This window comes from Nocardioides sp. (assembly GCF_047606145.1).
Classification (GTDB): Bacteria; Actinomycetota; Actinomycetes; order Propionibacteriales; family Nocardioidaceae; genus Nocardioides.
In genome coordinates this window covers 16,901-32,039 of the sequence record NZ_JASGET010000072.1, presented here as the reverse complement: position 1 = coordinate 32,039, position 15,139 = coordinate 16,901, and the positions used below count along the sequence as shown (strand labels likewise).

The following is a 15,139-nucleotide window of genomic DNA, read 5'->3' as shown; positions in this document are numbered from 1 at the left end:
GGCAGCGGCCGCCGCGCGGCCGAAGGCGGGCCGCCGCTCGCCGCGGCGGCTCAGGTGGCGGACAGCGGGTCGAGCGGCAGGTCGAACGGCAGACAGAGCCCATCGACGATGAACCCGATCACGGTGCGCGGCAGTTCCGGGATCCGGCCACCGGTGGGCGCCGGGATCACTTCACCTCGAGGGTCACGATCGTCGTGCCGAGGGCGTGCGACTCGACCTCGATCCGACCGGCGAGGTCGAAGCTCCCTACCGAGATCCGGGTCGTGCCGACGCCGTACTCGTACTCCTTGGCCGGGTCGGAGTGCACGCGGATCTTGCCGGCGGCGTCGGCCTTCACCTCGAACTCGACCTTCTGGCCCTTGGCCACCTCGACGACCTCGCCGTTCGGGGTGACCGAGCCGTCCTTGACGGTGATGTCGATGACCTTCGGCGTCGTGGAATCGGTGCCCTCGGACTTGGTGTCGCCTCCGCAGGCAGCCGTCAGGGTGAGGATGCCGAGGAGTGTGGCCACGATCGCGAGGGCTCGCGCCGGATGCCGCATGGATTCCCCGTTCTAGAGTCGATGCACACGATGCCTGCGACACCCCGGGCGTGCCGCGTCGGACGGAGACGCTCCGCCCGGATCTCTGCCACAATCGCACGGGAATCAAAGAGGTGCCTGAGAGGAAGTGCGCGTGAGTGATCGGCTCTCTCCCCGCGACCTGGCGTTCCTGGTGGAGGAGTCGCCGACCTCCCCGCGCCATGTGCTCAACATCGACATCCTCGACCCGGGGGAGCCGGTCTTCGACTACGACGCCTTCCGGGCGTTGGTGGCCGACCGGCTGGCGTTCGTGCCGCGCTATCGGCAGCGGGTGCAGCTGGTGCCGGGCCGGCTGGCGAACCCGGTCTGGGTCGACGACACCCGGTTCGACCTCGACTACCACATCCGTCGCTCCGCGCTGCCGCGGCCGGGCTCGCTCGACCAGCTGCGCGATCTGGCCGCCTGGATCATGTCGCGGCAGCTGGATCGGTCCCGGCCGCTGTGGGAGATGTACGTCGTGGAGGGGCTCGCCGACGGACGGGTCGCACTGATCGCCAAGACCCACCAGGCGCTGGTGGACGGCGTCGAGGTCGTCGAGCTCGGCCAGCTGCTGCTCGACGTACGCCCGAGCAGCGCCACCCCGGTCACCGACGACTGGTCGCCGCGCGGCGTCACCGGACCCGGGCTGGTGCTCGAGGCGATGCGGGACTCCCTCTCCGGGGTCGACACGCTCTCCCAGACGGCGCGGACCACCGGCGCCCAGCTGGCCGGTCGGGCCACCAGGGCGCTCGCCGGCGCGGTCTCGCTGGCGGGGATGCTGCTGGGCCGCCGGCCCGAGCGCCCCACCCCGCTGACCGGGACGTTGTCGGAGCAACGGCTGTTCGTGCCCTTCCAGACCGAGCTCGCCGACTTCCGCCGGATCCGCGACGTCCACGGCGGCACCGTCAACGACGTCATCCTGGCGGTCGTCACCGGTGGTCTGCGCGGCTGGTTGATGACCCGATCGGAGTCGCTGGCGGGGCTGCGCCAGGTGCCCGCGGTGGTGCCGGTCAGCGTCATCGACGGCGAGCTCGAGGCGACCGCGCTGGGGAGCCAGATCGCGCCGCACTTCGTCGAGCTGCCGGTCGGCGAGACCAGCCCGGTGGTGCGGCTGCACCAGGTGTCCTACTCGTTCGAGAAGCACAAGGAGACCGCGCGGGTGGTCGGTGCCGACCGGCTCGCCGGGATCACCGGCTTCGCCCCGGCGACCTTCCACATGATGGGTGCTCGGGTCGCCGCTCGCGCGGAGGGCGACTACCTGATCTCGGTGTGCAACGTCCCGGGTCCACAGACGGCCCGGTACTGCGTCGCCGCCCGGTTGGTGGCCAGCTATCCGGTGCATCCGCTGGAGCCGGGACACTCGCTGGCCATCGGCGTCACCTCCTACGACGGCAAGGTCTTCTTCGGCCTGACCGCCGACCGGGATCTGGTGCCCGACGCCTCGGTGCTGGGACAGTGTCTGCGCGAGGCGCTCGACGAGCTGCTCGACACCGCGACCGGTGCACGGCAGCGGGCGCCGCGCGGCCGATCGAGGAACCCGCGCCGACGCGCCGCCGCGAAGGACATGAAGGAGGGGGAGTGAGCAGGATCTATCTGCCGGCCACGCTCGACCTGCTCTCGCAGTGGTACGCCGACCGGGTGGTGCCCGGTCTGGCGGACGGTTACGAGGCGTCGGAGGAGACCGAGGAGGACGAGTACGCCGCGCTGATGGCGGCGGCCGAGGAATCCGGGGCGCTGCTCGCCGGTCCGGGGCGCCGGGTGGTGGTCGTGGTCGAGGCCGCGTCGACGGCGGAGTCGGCGCCGTTCGCGAAGGTGGTGGCGGTCCATGCCGACCTGGCCGACCGCCCGGTGGGCGCGGATCCGGCGGAGGACCTGGGCTGGTTCGCCACCCAGGAGGTCCCCGACCTGATCGGCCGGCCCGGTGGCCGGCTTCGGGATCAGCGCTCGGCCAGATAGGCCACGCCGAGCTCGTACTCGGCCTGGTAGGCGGCCCGGACCTGCTCGGCGACGATCTTCTCCACCTTGCTGGCGACCAGCGGGATCTTGGCCGAGATGCGCAGGTTCAGCTGCTGGGTGGTCCGGCCGGCGTTCTGGGTGAGCGAGGCGCTGCCGCGCACGTCGACCGGCGGCGCGTGCGTGGAGATCTCGACCACCGCTGCGGTCGAGGAGTTCCACACCTCCTGCTGGGTCACCGTCACCTCGCTGGCGACCAGGCGGCGCGCGATGGGCGGCGCGGAGTCGGTGGGCTGGCCGCGTTCGATGACCACCTTCAGCGGCGTGCCGCCGATGTTCACCGAGCGGTGCACCGCGCCCTGGGCGTCGCACACCTGCTCGCGGAAGCTCTGGTCGGTGAGCATGGTGAACACCGCGGGAAGGGTGGCCTCGTAGGTCAGCTCGAAGCTGAGCGTGGTGGACATCCCGGCCTCCCTAGGCTCCCTCCAGCCATCGGACTCCGACCTGCTGCTCCCGGCGCAGCGCCTTGGCGAACATCGAGCAGATCAGCTCCTCCGCCTTGCCGCCGACCAGCGGGATCGAGACCGAGGCGGTCAGCTCGATGGTCTCGACCGTCGACGAGCCGTGCTCGGCCAGGGTCGCCGTCCCGGCCAGCGAGCCGGGCTTGCCGGGCAGGGAGATCTCGATCCGGCCGGAGGCGAAGCCGGCCGTCCAGGTCTCGTCCTGGTGCACCTTGATGGCGTCGCCGACGAGCTTCTTGGCGAACCCGGGCACGCCCGCCACCGGTTGGGTGTAGACCACCGCCACCGTCGCGCCGGCGGTGGTGTCGCCGGTAACCTCGACCCGGATGTCCCGGGCCCGCTGGGCGCCGTAGACCTGCTCTCGGAACCCGGGATCGGCGAGCATCGCGGCGACTCGCTCGATCGGTGCGTCATAGGTGTGCTCGACCCTCAGCTGCTTGCTCATGACGCCATCATGTCGTCTCCGCCGCTCACCCGGCCACCGGCCGATGGATGCCATCGGCACTTCCTTGCACTCCGAGCCCCGGAATGCCTCGTTTCCCGGCGGTTGTGGCCCTAGCCTCTAACAGGTGTCAACGACGACCACCGGGACAATGGCGTCCCCACGAACCGAACTCATCCGCGCCGTCATCCGCACCGCCCTGGAGCAGGCCCCGCCCGACAAGCGTCAGCGATTGGAGAAGCTGTTCCGCGGCTACCTCCGGCAGGTGGCGGTCGAGGACCTGGAGGCCCGCTCGGCGCTCGACGTCTACGGAGCCCTGGCCTCCCAGCTCGACCTGGCCGCGATCCGCCCGCAGGGCACCGCGGCGGTCCGGGTGCTCACTCCGACCGCCGACGCCGAGGGCTGGTCGGCCGGGGGCCGCAGCGTGGTCGAGGTCGTCGTCGACGACATGCCCTACCTGGTCGACTCGGTCACCATGGAGCTGGCCCGACGCCATCACGACGTGCACCTGGTCATCCACCCGGTCTTCGACGTGAGCCGCGACGTCACCGGCGTGCTCGGGGATGTGAACCCGGTCCGCGACGCCACCGTCCCACCGCCGGCGGGCGCCGAACGGGAGTCCTGGATGCACCTGGAGATCGACCTGGTCGGCGCCGAGGAGGCGGCCGACATCGTCGGTGGGCTGCAGGGCGTGCTGCAGGACGTCCGGGAGGCGGTGGAGGACGAGCCCAAGCTGCGGCGCCGGATGGCCGAGCTGGTCGCCGAACTGCGTCGTACGCCGCCGGTCGGAGTGGACCCGGAGGAGTCGGCCGAGACCGCGGCGCTGCTGGAGTGGCTCGCCGACGACCACTTCACCTTCCTCGGCTACCGCGACTACCGGCTGGAGGGCACCCCGGAGTCGCCCGAGTTCCTCCGCGGCATCTCCGGCTCCGGCCTGGGCATCCTGCGGGCCGACCCGGACCTGTCCCCGGACCGCGGCCGGATGCCGCGCCGGGTGCAGGCGCTGGCCCGCGAGCCGCAGCTGCTGGTGCTGGCCAAGGCGAACTCCCGTGCCACCGTCTCCCGGTCGACCTACCTCGACCATGTCGGGATCAAGGAGTTCGACCCGACCGGCACGGTGGTCGGGGAGCACCGCTTCCTCGGGCTGTTCACCACCAAGGCGGCCCGCGAGTCGGTCACCCGCATCCCGGTGCTGCGACACAAGGTCGCGGCGGTGTTGGAGGCCGGCGGCGTGGACCCGAACTCCCACACCGGCAAGGCGTTGCTGGAGATCTTGGAGACCTACCCGCGCGAGGAGCTGTTCCACGCCACCAGCGCGGAGCTGGCCACCATGGCGGAGGTGGCGCTCGGCGCGCGGGAGCGTCGCACCCTGCGGGTGATCGTCCGCCCCGACACCTACGGCCGCTACGTCTCGGTGCTGGTCAACCTGCCGAGGGACCGGTACAACACCACCCTGCGGGAGCGCTTCGCCCAGATCCTCACCGAGCATCTGCACGCCACCGACATCGAGTTCACCGTCCGGATCAGCGACTCCAGCAGCGCCCGCGTCCACTTCCTGGTGCACGTGCCGGCCGGCGAGCTGGACAGCCTCGACCTCGGTGCGATCGAGGCGCGGCTGCAGGCCGCCTCCCGCAGCTGGCGCGACGACCTGGCCAGCGCACTCATCGCCGAGCACGGCGAGACCGCGGCGCACGGGCTGGCGCATCTGCTCGATGCGTTCCCGGAGGCCTACAAGGAGGACTTCACCGCCGCCGACGGTGCGACCGACCTCGGCCGGCTGGCCCGGCTGCTGGACCGGACGAGCGATCGGGACGGCGGGCCGGCCGGCATCGACTTCGCCATGTACGCCGAGCCCGGCGCCCCCGCGGACGAGGCCCGGCTGAAGGTCTATCGGGTCGGGGAGCCGATCTCGCTCTCCCGGCTGCTGCCGATCCTGACCTCGCTCGGGGTCGAGGTGCGCGACGAGCGGCCCTACGAGCTCGACGGCTCGGACGAGGAGGAGGGCACCTTCGTCTACGACCTGGGGCTGCGCCACCGGGGAGCGGGGCTGACCGGGTCGCACCCGGCCGAGTGGCTCACCCCGGCCCAGGCCCAGGAGCACTTCGTCGCGGCGCTGGCGGCGCTGTGGTCCGGCGACGGCGAGGTCGACGGGTTCAACGCACTCGTGCTCGCGGCCGGGCTCACCCACCGTCAGGTGATGGTGCTGCGTGCCTACGCCAAGTATCTGCGGCAGGGCGGGACGCTGTTCTCCCAGGCGACCATCGAGGCGGCGCTGCTGGACAACGTCGAGATCACCCGTGGGCTGATCGGGCTCTTCGAGGAGCGGTTCGCCCCCCGCGCGATCGACGCCGAGGAACGGGCCGAGCGGGAGGCGCAGGTCGTGGCCCGGCTGGAGAGCCAGCTGGACGCCGTACGAAGCCTCGACCACGACCGGATCCTGCGCTCCTACCTGGTCCACCTGCGCGCCACCCTGCGCACCAACTACTGGCAGCGCAGCCAGGCCGGCCCCGGGGCGGGGCGGCCCAAGAGCTACCTCTCGCTCAAGCTCGAGCCGACCCTGATCCCCGACCTGCCGCAGCCACGGCCGGCCTACGAGATCTTCGTCTACTCCCCGCGGGTGGAGGGGGTGCACCTGCGCTTCGGACCGGTCGCGCGCGGCGGTCTGCGCTGGTCGGACCGGCGCGACGACTTCCGCACCGAGGTGCTCGGGCTGGTCAAGGCCCAGATGGTCAAGAACGCGGTCATCGTGCCGGTCGGGGCCAAGGGCGGGTTCGTGCCCAAGCAGCTGCCGGATCCGCAGGTCGACCGCGACGCCTGGCTCGCCGAGGGCAAGGCCGCCTACCGGACGTTCATCTGTGGCCTGCTCGACCTGACCGACAACCTGGTCGACGGCGAGTGCGTGCCGCCGCCCGAGGTGGTGCGGCACGACACCGAGCCGGACAGCTATCTGGTGGTGGCCGCCGACAAGGGCACCGCCACCTTCTCCGACCTGGCCAACTCGATCGCCGCCGAGTACGGCTTCTGGCTGGGCGACGCGTTCGCCTCGGGTGGCTCGGCCGGCTACGACCACAAGGCGATGGGGATCACCGCCCGGGGCGCCTGGGTGTCGGTACGGCGACACTTCCGCGAGCTCGGTCTCGACACCCAGCGCGAGGACTTCACGGTGGTCGGCGTCGGGGACATGTCCGGCGACGTCTTCGGCAACGGGATGCTGCTCTCCGAGCATATCCGGTTGATCGCGGCCTTCGACCATCGCGACATCTTCCTCGACCCGGACCCCGACCCGGCCGCCTCCTATGCCGAGCGCCGGCGGCTCTTCGACCTGCCCCGCTCGAGCTGGCAGGAGTACGACAGCTCGCTGATCTCGGCCGGCGGCGGGGTGTGGTCGCGGCAGCTCAAGTCGGTGCCGATCGGCCCCCAGGTCCGCGTCGCGCTCGGCCTGGACGAGGGCGTCACCAGGCTCACCCCGGCCGAGCTGATCGGCGCCATCCTGCGGGCACCGGCGGACCTGTTCTGGAACGGCGGCATCGGCACCTATGTCAAGGCCTCCGGGGAGTCGCATGCGGCCGCCGGCGACAAGGCCAACGACGCCGTCCGGGTCGACGGGCGTGACCTGCGGGTCAGGGTGGTCGGGGAGGGCGGCAACCTCGGCCTGACCCAGGCCGGGCGGGTCGAGTTCGCGATCAGCGGCGGTCCCGACGGCACCGGTGGGCGGATCAACACCGACGCGATCGACAACGCCGCCGGCGTGGACACCTCCGACCACGAGGTCAACCTCAAGATCCTGCTGGACCGGCAGGTCGCGGCCGGCGACCTGTCCACCGGCGAGCGGGACGACGTCCTGGGCCAGATGACCGACGAGGTCGCCGAGCTGGTGTTGCACGACAACGAGGAGCAGAACCTGGCGCTGGCCAACGCCGCCGCGCATGCCCACACCCTGCTGCACGTGCACGAGGAGTGGATGGCCGACCTGGCCGCTCGCGACGTGCTCGACCGGGAGGTCGAGGGGCTGCCCTCGAGCGCCGAGGTCGCGCGCCGGCTCAAGGCGGGCGGGGCGCTCACCTCACCCGAGCACGCGGTGCTGATGAGCTGGACCAAGATCGAGCTCGCCCGGGAGCTGCTGGCCTCCACGCTGCCCGACGAGGCCTACGTCGCCACTCGGCTGGAGCGCTACTTCCCGACCCTGGTCCGGAAGCGGTTCGCGACCGCGCTGGCGGCTCACCCGCTCCGCCGCGAGATCGTGGTCACCCAGGTGGTGGGCGACCTGGTCAACCAGGCCGGCAAGACGTTCTGGCCGCGGCTCTCGGTGGAGACCGGCGCCTCGCTGTCGGATCTGACCCGATCGTTGTTCGTGGCACGGGAGGTGCTCGAGGCGGACGAGCTGCACGCCGAGATCCTCGCCCTCGACCATCAGGTCGACGCGGGTGTCCAGACCCGGATGCGGGTCGACATCCGGACCGCCGCCGAGCGCGCCACCCGGCGGCTGGTCGAGCTCGCCCCGACCACCGGCGAGGAGCTGGTGGCACGCTTCGCCGAGCCGGTCCGCGGTGTGCTGCGGCGCTTCCCGGACCTGCTCGCCGGCAGCGAGCTGACCGCCTACCAGGCGCGCCGAACGCGGCTGACCGGCGAGGGCGTGCCCGAGGAGCTGGCGACCCGAGTGGCCATGCTGCCGGCGGCGTACGTGCTCTTCGGCATCGTCGACGTCGCCCGGGACGAGGGCCAGGACCCGATCGCGGTGACCAGGCAGTACACCGAGGTCGGCGAGCGGCTCGGACTGGACACCGTCCTGGCCCGGATCGTGTCGCTGCCGCGGGAGGACACCTGGGAGACGATGGCCCGCACCGCGCTGCGCGACGACCTGCACGCGGTCCACCTCCGGCTGACCGTCACCGCGCTGCACGACCCGAGCTGGCTCGACTCCGCTCCGGTCCTGGCGGCCGCGGCGACGCTGGGCCGGATCGTCTCCGAGGAGCGCGCCGACCTGGCCCGGCTCTCGGTCGGGCTCCGGGTGATCCGGGGGCTGCTGCCAGCCTCCTGACGAGACCTCGGCTCCCACCGGCGAGATCAGCGGTTCCTTAGGGTGGTGACATGTCCGCGATCGAGTGGCGCGATCTGGTCAAGTCGTACGGCGCCCTACGGGCGGTGGACGAGGTCTCCCTCAGCATCGCCGAAGGGGAGTTCGTCGGCGTGCTCGGCCCCAACGGCGCAGGCAAGACCACCCTGCTCGAGCTCACCGAGGGACTGCGCCGGCCGGACTCCGGTACGGCGAGGGTGCTCGGTCGCCCGGTGTGGCCCCGTGACCCCGCGCTGCTGCCGCGGATGGGGGTGCAACTGCAGGCGTCCTCGTTCTTCGAGCGACTCACCGCCCGCGAGCAGATCCACACCTTCGCCGCGCTCTACTCCGCGCCCGCCCGCCAGGCCGACGACTGGCTGGAGCGGGTCGGGCTGGCCGAGAAGGCCGGGACCCGGGTGGAGAGGCTCTCCGGCGGCCAGGCGCAACGACCCTCGATCGCCTGCGCCCTGGTGCACGAGCCCGAGCTGGTCTTCCTCGACGAGCCGACCGCCGCACTCGACCCGCAGGCCCGGCGCAACCTGTGGGACCTGCTCGCCGGGATCAACGAGGCCGGCCGCACGGTGGTGCTGACCACCCACTACATGGACGAGGCCGAGACGCTGTGTGACCGGGTGGCGATCATGGACCATGGCCGGATCCTGCAGGTCGGCACCCCGGCCGAGCTGATCCGCGACCTGGACGCGCCCAGCCGGATCACGCTCGCCCCCGGACAGGTCGACGCCGCCACGGCCGAACGGCTGGACGCGGTCTCCGCGGTCGAGGAGACCGCGGACGGGACGGTGCTGGTCACCCGTCGTCCGGCGGCGGTGGTCGGGCTGCTCGCCGAGCGCGGCTGGCTGGACGGCGTACGGGTGCAGACCGGGACCCTCGAGGATGTCTTCTTGAACCTGACCGGACGGGAGTACCGGGCATGAACGGCTCCTTCGTCGCGCTCGCGGCGGCGATCCTGCGCGGCTTCCTGCGCGACCGGGCGGCGGTCTTCTTCGCGTTGATCTTCCCGCTGATGTTCCTGGTGCTCTTCGGCGGCCTGCTCGGTGACCAGAGCCAGTCCAAGGCCGACGTGATCGAGGTCGGGCGGGTCTCGGTGCTCGATGACCTGCCGGCGGAGCAGCGCGATGGCCTGCGCCAGGTCTTCAACCTCAGCCACAGCGACGACCTGGCGGGCTCGCTGGCCAAGGTGCGCAAGGGCGACGCCGACGCGGTGGTCCAGATGAAGGGTGACCGGCTGGTCGCGCACTACACCGAGACGGACCGGGTCAAGGCGGGGCTGACCCAGGGCGCGCTGGCCTCGCTGATCGACGCCGCGAACGTGGCGGCGACCGGTCAGAGTCCGCGCTACTCGCTCAGCGTCCAGCGGGTCGAGGACGACTCGCTGTCCACCATCCAGTTCGTCACCCCCGGTCTGCTCGGCTGGGCGGTGGCGATGAGCGCCGCCTTCGGTGCCGCCGCGACGCTGCAGGGCTGGCGCAACTCCAAGCTGCTGCGCCGCCTGCAGCTGGCGCCGGTGTCGACCGGGACCGTCGTCGGCGCGCGGGTCGGGGTCACGATCGCGGTCGCACTGGTGCAGCTGGCCGTCTTCCTGGCCGTCGGGGCGGGGTTGTTCGGACTGGTGCTCACCGGCTCCTGGTGGGCCTCGATCCCGCTGCTGGTGGTCGGCACGCTCTGCTTCATGGCGATCGGCCTGCTGGCCGGCGCGATCACCACCACCACCGAGGGCGCGGTCAACGCCGCCAATTTCATGGTGCTGCCGATGGCGTTCCTCTCCGGATCGTTCTTCCCGCTCGACGCGACGCCGGGCTGGATCCAGGCGGTCGCCCACGTGCTGCCGCTGTGGCACCTCAACAACGGCATGCTGGACGTGATGGTGCGCGGTGAGGGGCCCGGCGCGGTCCTCGCGCCGATGGCGGTGCTGGCGGGATTCGCGGTGGTGGTCACCGGACTCGCCGCCCGGCTCTTCCGCTGGGAGACGGTGTGAGACCCGGGTGTGGGCCGGGTGTGTCCCAGCGTGTGTCCCAGCGTGTGACCCGGGGTGTGAACGGTCCGGTGCCTGGGTAGCCTTCGCGCCATGACGCAGAGCCCCGCCAACTGGTATCCGGACCCGCTGGGTCGTCACGAGCTGCGCTACTGGGACGGCGCCCAGTGGACCGAGCACGTCTCCTCGCACGGCCGTCAGGGGATCGATCCTCCGGTGGGCGGCGGCCACGTCCCGACCGTCGACCGGGCCACCGACAAGATCCAGCGCGACGTCGCCAAGGCGGGCGTGCAGGCCGGGGCGGCGCAGGGCGGCGGCTCGATCTTCAGCGAGCCGGTCCTGGTGGTGAACCAGAAGGCGAAGCTGATCGAGATCAACAACGAGTACGCCGTCTACGACCAGCACGGCCACCAGATCGGGGCGGTGCGCCAGGTCGGGCAGAGCGCGCTGAAGAAGGCCGCCCGGCTGCTGACCTCCTACGACCAGTTCATGACCCACAAGCTGCAGGTCGTGGACTCGGACGGCCGGGTCATCCTGGGGCTGACCCGACCCGCGAAGTTCATGAAGAGCCGGGTCATCGTCACCGACTCGGTGGGCGCCGAGGTCGGCCAGATCGTGCAGCAGAACGTCTTCGGCAAGATCCGGTTCGCCCTCGAGTCCGGTGGCCGGCAGTGGGGCTCGATCAACGCCGAGAACTGGCGGGCCTGGAACTTCAACATCGCCGACCACACCGGCACCGAGGTCGCCCGGATCACCAAGACCTGGGAGGGGCTGGCCAAGACGATGTTCACCACCGCCGACAACTACGTCGTGCAGATCCACCGGCCGCTGGAGGACCCGCTCCGCTCGCTGGTGGTCGCGGCGGCGCTCGCCGTCGACACCGCGCTCAAGCAGGACCAGCGCGGCTTCAACTGATCGACGCCGTCGCCCCTCTCGCGACGACCAGGTCGCGGCTACAGGTCGGTGCGCATCCGCCACAGCTCGGGGAAGAGCACCACCTCGAGCCGGCCACGCAGGTAGTCGACCCCGCTGGTGCCACCGGTGCCGGGCTTGAAGCCGATGATCCGCTCCACGGTGGTGACGTGCCGGAAGCGCCACAGCCGGAAGGCGCTCTCCAGGTCGACCAGTTCCTCGCCGAGCTCGTAGAGGTCCCAGTGCTGCTCTGGTGAGCGGTACACCGCCAGCCAGGCGTCCTCGACGGATCCGTCCGCGTCGTACGGCGTGGTCCAGTCGCGGTCGAGGAGGTGGCCGGGGATGGCGAACCCCCGCCGCGCCAGCAGTCGCAGCGACTCGTCGTAGAGCGAGGGAGAGCGGTAGGCGGCCAGCACCGCGGCCTCGTGTGGCCGGCCGCGGTGCACGCCGAGGGTGCTGGCCGCCTTGTTGCCCAGCGCGAACTCGATGCAGCGGTACTGCCAGGACTGGAAGCCACTGCCGGTGGCCAGATACGGCCGGAACTTGTCGTACTCCGGCGGGGTCAGAGTGGCGAGCACGTCCCAGGCGTGCACCAGCTGCTCCATGATCCGGGAGACCCGGGCCAGCGTCTTGAACGCCGGCTGCACCCGGTCGGCGGCGACCATCGCGCGGGCCGCGTCGAGCTCGTGCAGCATCAGCCGCATCCACAGCTCCATCGCCTGGTGCTGCACGATGAAGAGCATCTCGTCGTGCTCGCCGGAGAGCGGGTGCTGTGCACCGAGGACCTCGGGCAGGTGCAGGTAGTCGCTGTAGTCCATCGGCAGCCGGGGCGGCGGCCCCGGGTCACCGGTCATGTCACGGCTCCTCTCGCCGCGAATCGAGGCTCGCGCCATTCGCCGGACGCCATCACCTCGGCGAGCCGGTCGACCGCGTCCCAGACATCGCGATAGCTCGTGTACAGCGGCGTGACGCCGAAGCGCAGGATGTCGGGGGAGGCCGCCACGCCCGGCTCACCGGCCCGGAAGTCGCCGATCACGCCCCGCTCGATCAGCGCCGCCACGATCTCGAAGGCGCCCTCGGCGCGCGAGAGCGAGAGCTGGCTGCCGCGCAGGGCGTCGTCCATCGGGGACTCGACGGTGAATCCGGCGCCGGCCACGCGCTCGCCGACCAGGTCGGCGAAGATCCGGGTCAGGGCGAGCGACTTGGCGCGCAGGGCCGGCACGCCGCCGTACTCCTCGGCGGCGAGCAGGGTGTCGACGCCGCACTCCAGGATGCTCATCGCGATGATCCCCGGCGTGCCGGAGGCATACCTACCGATCCCGGCGGCCGGGCGATAGGCCGGGGACATCTCGAACGGGGCGGCGTGCCCCATCCAGCCCGACAGCGGTTGGGCGGCGCGGTCCACCAGATCGGGACGGACCCAGACGAAGGCCGGCGCGCCCGGTCCGCCGTTGAGGAACTTGTAGCCGCAGCCGATGGCGAAGTCGGCCCCCACGCCCCTCAGGTCGATCGGCAGCGCCCCGGCCGAATGACACAGGTCCCAGATGGTCAGCACGCCGGCGTCCCGCGCGGCGGCGGTGATCCGGGCCATGTCGAGCAGCCGGCCGGTGCGATAGTTGACCTGGGTCACCAGCAGCACCGCCACCTCGTCGAGTACGTCGACCACCGCCTCGTCGCCGCGCCCGGCGACCTCCTCGGGGTCGATCAGGCGCAGCTCGAAGCCGCGCTCCGCGCACAGCCCCTGGGCGATGTAGAGATCGGTGGGGAAGTTGCTGCGTTCGCTGAGCACCACCCGTCGGCCGGCCGTACTGGGGTCGGCCGCGGCGATGCCGAGCGCGGTGGCGAGCACCTTGTAGAGGTTGACGCTGGTCGAGTCGGCCACCACCACCTCGCCGGCCCCGGCGCCGATCAGCCGGGCGATCTTGTCGCCGACCCGGTGCGGCAGCGTGATCCAGTCCGCGGTGTTCCAGCTGCGGATCAGGCCGCTGCCCCACTCCTCGGCGATGACCTCCCGTGCCCGGCGCGCGGCCGAGCGGGGCAGCGCACCGAGCGAGTTGCCGTCCAGATAGATCACTCCGTCCGGCAGGTCGAACAGCCCGGACAGCGGTGCCAGCGGGTCGGCGGCGTCCAGCGCCTCGGCATCGGATCGGTTCACCTGGGCTCCTCCCGGCTCAGCTCGCGTAGCACCGCCCGCACCGGCGCGGCATCGGCGCCGGCCAGTCGCAGCGGCAGCGCGATCAGCTCGTAGTCGCCCGGCTCGATCTCGTCGAGCAGCAGGTTCTCCAGGATCGCCATGCCGCCCCGGTGGGCCGCGTGGTGGGCGTCGAGGGTCTTCGACGCGGCGGGGTCCAGGCTGGCGGCGTCGGTGCCGACCAGGACGACGCCCGCGGCGGCGAGCAGCTCGACCGTCTCGGCGGCCAGCGCGGTGAGCTCGGGGTCCCAGGCCGTCGGCTGGGTCCGATAGGTCCGGAACAGGACGCGGGGCGGGGCGCCCTCGAGGACTCCCGTCGGCAGGTCCGCGGGACGCACCGCCGCACCCGCGCCGAGCACCTGGATCACCCGGCAGGGACCCAGATAGGGGACCAGGTCGAGCGCGCCGGCCGGCGTACCGTCCGGCACGAAGTGCAGCGGTGCGTCCGCATGGGCGCCGGTGTGCGGGGAGAGCCGCAGCGCGGCGACGTTGACACCGCATCCCGGTCCGATCCGGAAGGTGGGCGTGCTGGTGAAGCCGACGTCGCCGGGGAAGACCGGCGAGCCCTCGTCGACCGCGGGCGAGATGTCCCACAGCCGACGACCGGCCCGGGTCGACCGATCCGGGCTCGCAGCGCACATGGGCGCAGCCTACGACCCGGTCGCCTCGCCACGTGCCTGCTTCGCCGCCGCCACCGAGCGCTGCAGTGCGGCCAGCAGGTCGACCACCTCGCCGGAGGTCTTGGTCGAGGTGGGGGTCCGGGCCACCTCGCCGCCCTCGATCTTGGCCCGCACCAGCGCCTCGACCGCCTCGGCGTAGTCGTCGTCGAAGTCGTCCGGGTCGAAGTCGCCGGCCAGCGTCTCGACCAGCATCCGGGCCATCTCGACCTCGGACTCCTTGACCTCGCCCGCCTCGACGGAGAAGTCCGGGGTGCGGATCTCGTCGGGCCACATCATGGTCTGCAGCACGATCACCTCGCCGTTCGCGGTCTCCCGCACCCGCAGGACGGCGATCGTCGTCCGCTGGCGCAGCGCGACCGTGACCACCGCGACCCGGTCGGCCTCGCTCAGCGCCTGCCGCAGCAGCGCGTACGGCTTGACCCCGGACGTCTCCGGCTCCAGGTAGTAGGCCTTCTCGAACAGCATCGGATCGATCTGGTCGCTGGGCACGAACTTCTCCACCGCGATCTCGCGCGAGGAGGAGCTGGGCAGCTCACCGAGGTCCTCGGCGGTCAGCACGACCATCTCGCCGTCCTCGGTCTCGTATCCCTTGGCGATCTCCGAGTACGACACCTCCTCGCCGTCGATCGAGCAGATCCGCTGATAGCGGATCCGGCCGCCGTCGGTGACGTGCACCTGGCGGAAGGAGACGTCGTGGGACTCGGTGGCGGCGTAGAGCTTGACCGGCACGCTGACCAGCCCGAACGACACCGCGCCCTTCCAGATCGCACGCATGGCAGGCCTCTCGACGCCTCCCAGGGTAACCGTTGGCAAACGCGGCGGCGCATCGTTGGAT

The 15,139-nt window shown here is 71.7% G+C and carries 13 protein-coding genes; 6 read left to right on the top strand and 7 right to left on the bottom strand.

The genetic code is table 11. From position 1 onward, the window contains the following. Nucleotides 1-166: 166 nt before the first annotated feature. The gene (locus QM638_RS09285) at nucleotides 167-541 is read right to left on the bottom strand and encodes a hypothetical protein (RefSeq protein WP_415141680.1); all 375 of its coding nucleotides are present in this window, start codon (nucleotides 539-541) and stop codon (nucleotides 167-169) included. 133 nt (nucleotides 542-674) lie between these two features. On the opposite strand from QM638_RS09285, the gene QM638_RS09280 reads away from it, so the two are divergent. Both QM638_RS09280 and QM638_RS09275 read left to right on the top strand, forming a co-directional pair. Further along, a complete protein-coding gene (locus tag QM638_RS09280) occupies nucleotides 675-2,141 on the top strand; it encodes a WS/DGAT/MGAT family O-acyltransferase (RefSeq protein WP_415141679.1) in 1,467 nt (488 codons plus the stop codon). Then, nucleotides 2,138-2,515, top strand: coding sequence for a DUF6912 family protein (locus QM638_RS09275; RefSeq protein ID WP_415141678.1), 378 nt, complete (start codon nucleotides 2,138-2,140; stop codon nucleotides 2,513-2,515). The genes QM638_RS09280 and QM638_RS09275 overlap by 4 nt, the downstream gene beginning before the upstream one ends. Here QM638_RS09275 and QM638_RS09270 read toward each other — a convergent pair. Beyond that, on the bottom strand, nucleotides 2,497-2,976 hold the full coding sequence (locus QM638_RS09270) for a DUF2505 domain-containing protein (protein WP_415141677.1): 480 nt from the start codon (nucleotides 2,974-2,976) through the stop codon (nucleotides 2,497-2,499). The genes QM638_RS09275 and QM638_RS09270 overlap by 19 nt on opposite strands. A gap of 10 nt (nucleotides 2,977-2,986) precedes the next feature. Next, nucleotides 2,987-3,478 carry a DUF2505 domain-containing protein gene (locus QM638_RS09265; RefSeq protein ID WP_415141676.1) on the bottom strand — a complete coding sequence of 164 codons (492 nt, stop codon included), beginning with the start codon at nucleotides 3,476-3,478 and terminating at the stop codon, nucleotides 2,987-2,989. Between the two features lie 124 nt (nucleotides 3,479-3,602). On the opposite strand from QM638_RS09265, the gene QM638_RS09260 reads away from it, so the two are divergent. The 4 genes from QM638_RS09260 to QM638_RS09245 all read left to right on the top strand — a co-directional run bounded on the left by QM638_RS09260 (nucleotide 3,603) and on the right by QM638_RS09245 (nucleotide 11,436). Then, nucleotides 3,603-8,513 carry an NAD-glutamate dehydrogenase gene (locus QM638_RS09260; RefSeq protein WP_415141675.1) on the top strand — a complete coding sequence of 1,637 codons (4,911 nt, stop codon included), beginning with the start codon at nucleotides 3,603-3,605 and terminating at the stop codon, nucleotides 8,511-8,513. Nucleotides 8,514-8,563: 50 nt separating this feature from the next. After that, entirely contained in the window at nucleotides 8,564-9,463 is a 900-nt protein-coding gene (locus QM638_RS09255) for an ABC transporter ATP-binding protein (protein ID WP_415141674.1), read from the top strand. Further along, nucleotides 9,460-10,524 (top strand): ABC transporter permease, encoded by a 1,065-nt coding sequence (locus QM638_RS09250; protein ID WP_415141673.1) that lies wholly within the window; start codon nucleotides 9,460-9,462, stop codon nucleotides 10,522-10,524. The genes QM638_RS09255 and QM638_RS09250 overlap by 4 nt, the downstream gene beginning before the upstream one ends. 90 nt (nucleotides 10,525-10,614) lie before the next feature. Further along, nucleotides 10,615-11,436: a phospholipid scramblase-related protein gene (locus tag QM638_RS09245; protein WP_415141672.1), complete on the top strand. Its 822-nt coding sequence runs from the start codon at nucleotides 10,615-10,617 to the stop codon at nucleotides 11,434-11,436. A gap of 38 nt (nucleotides 11,437-11,474) precedes the next feature. Here QM638_RS09245 and kynA read toward each other — a convergent pair whose 3' ends face one another. The 4 genes from kynA to QM638_RS09225 are packed head-to-tail and all read right to left on the bottom strand — an operon-like array spanning nucleotide 11,475 to nucleotide 15,078. Further along, the gene (gene kynA / locus QM638_RS09240; protein ID WP_415141671.1) at nucleotides 11,475-12,287 is read right to left on the bottom strand and encodes a tryptophan 2,3-dioxygenase; all 813 of its coding nucleotides are present in this window, start codon (nucleotides 12,285-12,287) and stop codon (nucleotides 11,475-11,477) included. Then, on the bottom strand, nucleotides 12,284-13,588 hold the full coding sequence (gene kynU, locus QM638_RS09235; RefSeq protein WP_415141670.1) for a kynureninase: 1,305 nt from the start codon (nucleotides 13,586-13,588) through the stop codon (nucleotides 12,284-12,286). Before kynU ends, kynA begins: the two co-directional genes overlap by 4 nt. Next, nucleotides 13,585-14,265, bottom strand: coding sequence for an arylformamidase (gene kynB, locus QM638_RS09230; protein ID WP_415141669.1), 681 nt, complete (start codon nucleotides 14,263-14,265; stop codon nucleotides 13,585-13,587). Before kynB ends, kynU begins: the two co-directional genes overlap by 4 nt. A gap of 9 nt (nucleotides 14,266-14,274) precedes the next feature. Beyond that, nucleotides 14,275-15,078, bottom strand: a complete 804-nt coding sequence (locus tag QM638_RS09225) for a Ku protein (RefSeq protein ID WP_415141668.1) — start codon at nucleotides 15,076-15,078, stop codon at nucleotides 14,275-14,277. Nucleotides 15,079-15,139 lie beyond the last annotated feature (61 nt).

Coding starts and splice junctions, on each gene's coding strand:
- QM638_RS09285 (WP_415141680.1), bottom strand. CDS start 541: ATGCGGCATCCGGCGCGAGCCCTCGCGATCGTGGCCACACTCCTCGGC.
- QM638_RS09270 (WP_415141677.1), bottom strand. CDS start 2,976: ATGTCCACCACGCTCAGCTTCGAGCTGACCTACGAGGCCACCCTTCCC.
- QM638_RS09265 (WP_415141676.1), bottom strand. CDS start 3,478: ATGAGCAAGCAGCTGAGGGTCGAGCACACCTATGACGCACCGATCGAG.
- QM638_RS09255 (WP_415141674.1), top strand. CDS start 8,564: ATGTCCGCGATCGAGTGGCGCGATCTGGTCAAGTCGTACGGCGCCCTA.
- QM638_RS09250 (WP_415141673.1), top strand. CDS start 9,460: ATGAACGGCTCCTTCGTCGCGCTCGCGGCGGCGATCCTGCGCGGCTTC.
- QM638_RS09245 (WP_415141672.1), top strand. CDS start 10,615: ATGACGCAGAGCCCCGCCAACTGGTATCCGGACCCGCTGGGTCGTCAC.
- kynA (WP_415141671.1), bottom strand. CDS start 12,287: ATGACCGGTGACCCGGGGCCGCCGCCCCGGCTGCCGATGGACTACAGC.
- kynB (WP_415141669.1), bottom strand. CDS start 14,265: ATGTGCGCTGCGAGCCCGGATCGGTCGACCCGGGCCGGTCGTCGGCTG.
- QM638_RS09225 (WP_415141668.1), bottom strand. CDS start 15,078: ATGCGTGCGATCTGGAAGGGCGCGGTGTCGTTCGGGCTGGTCAGCGTG.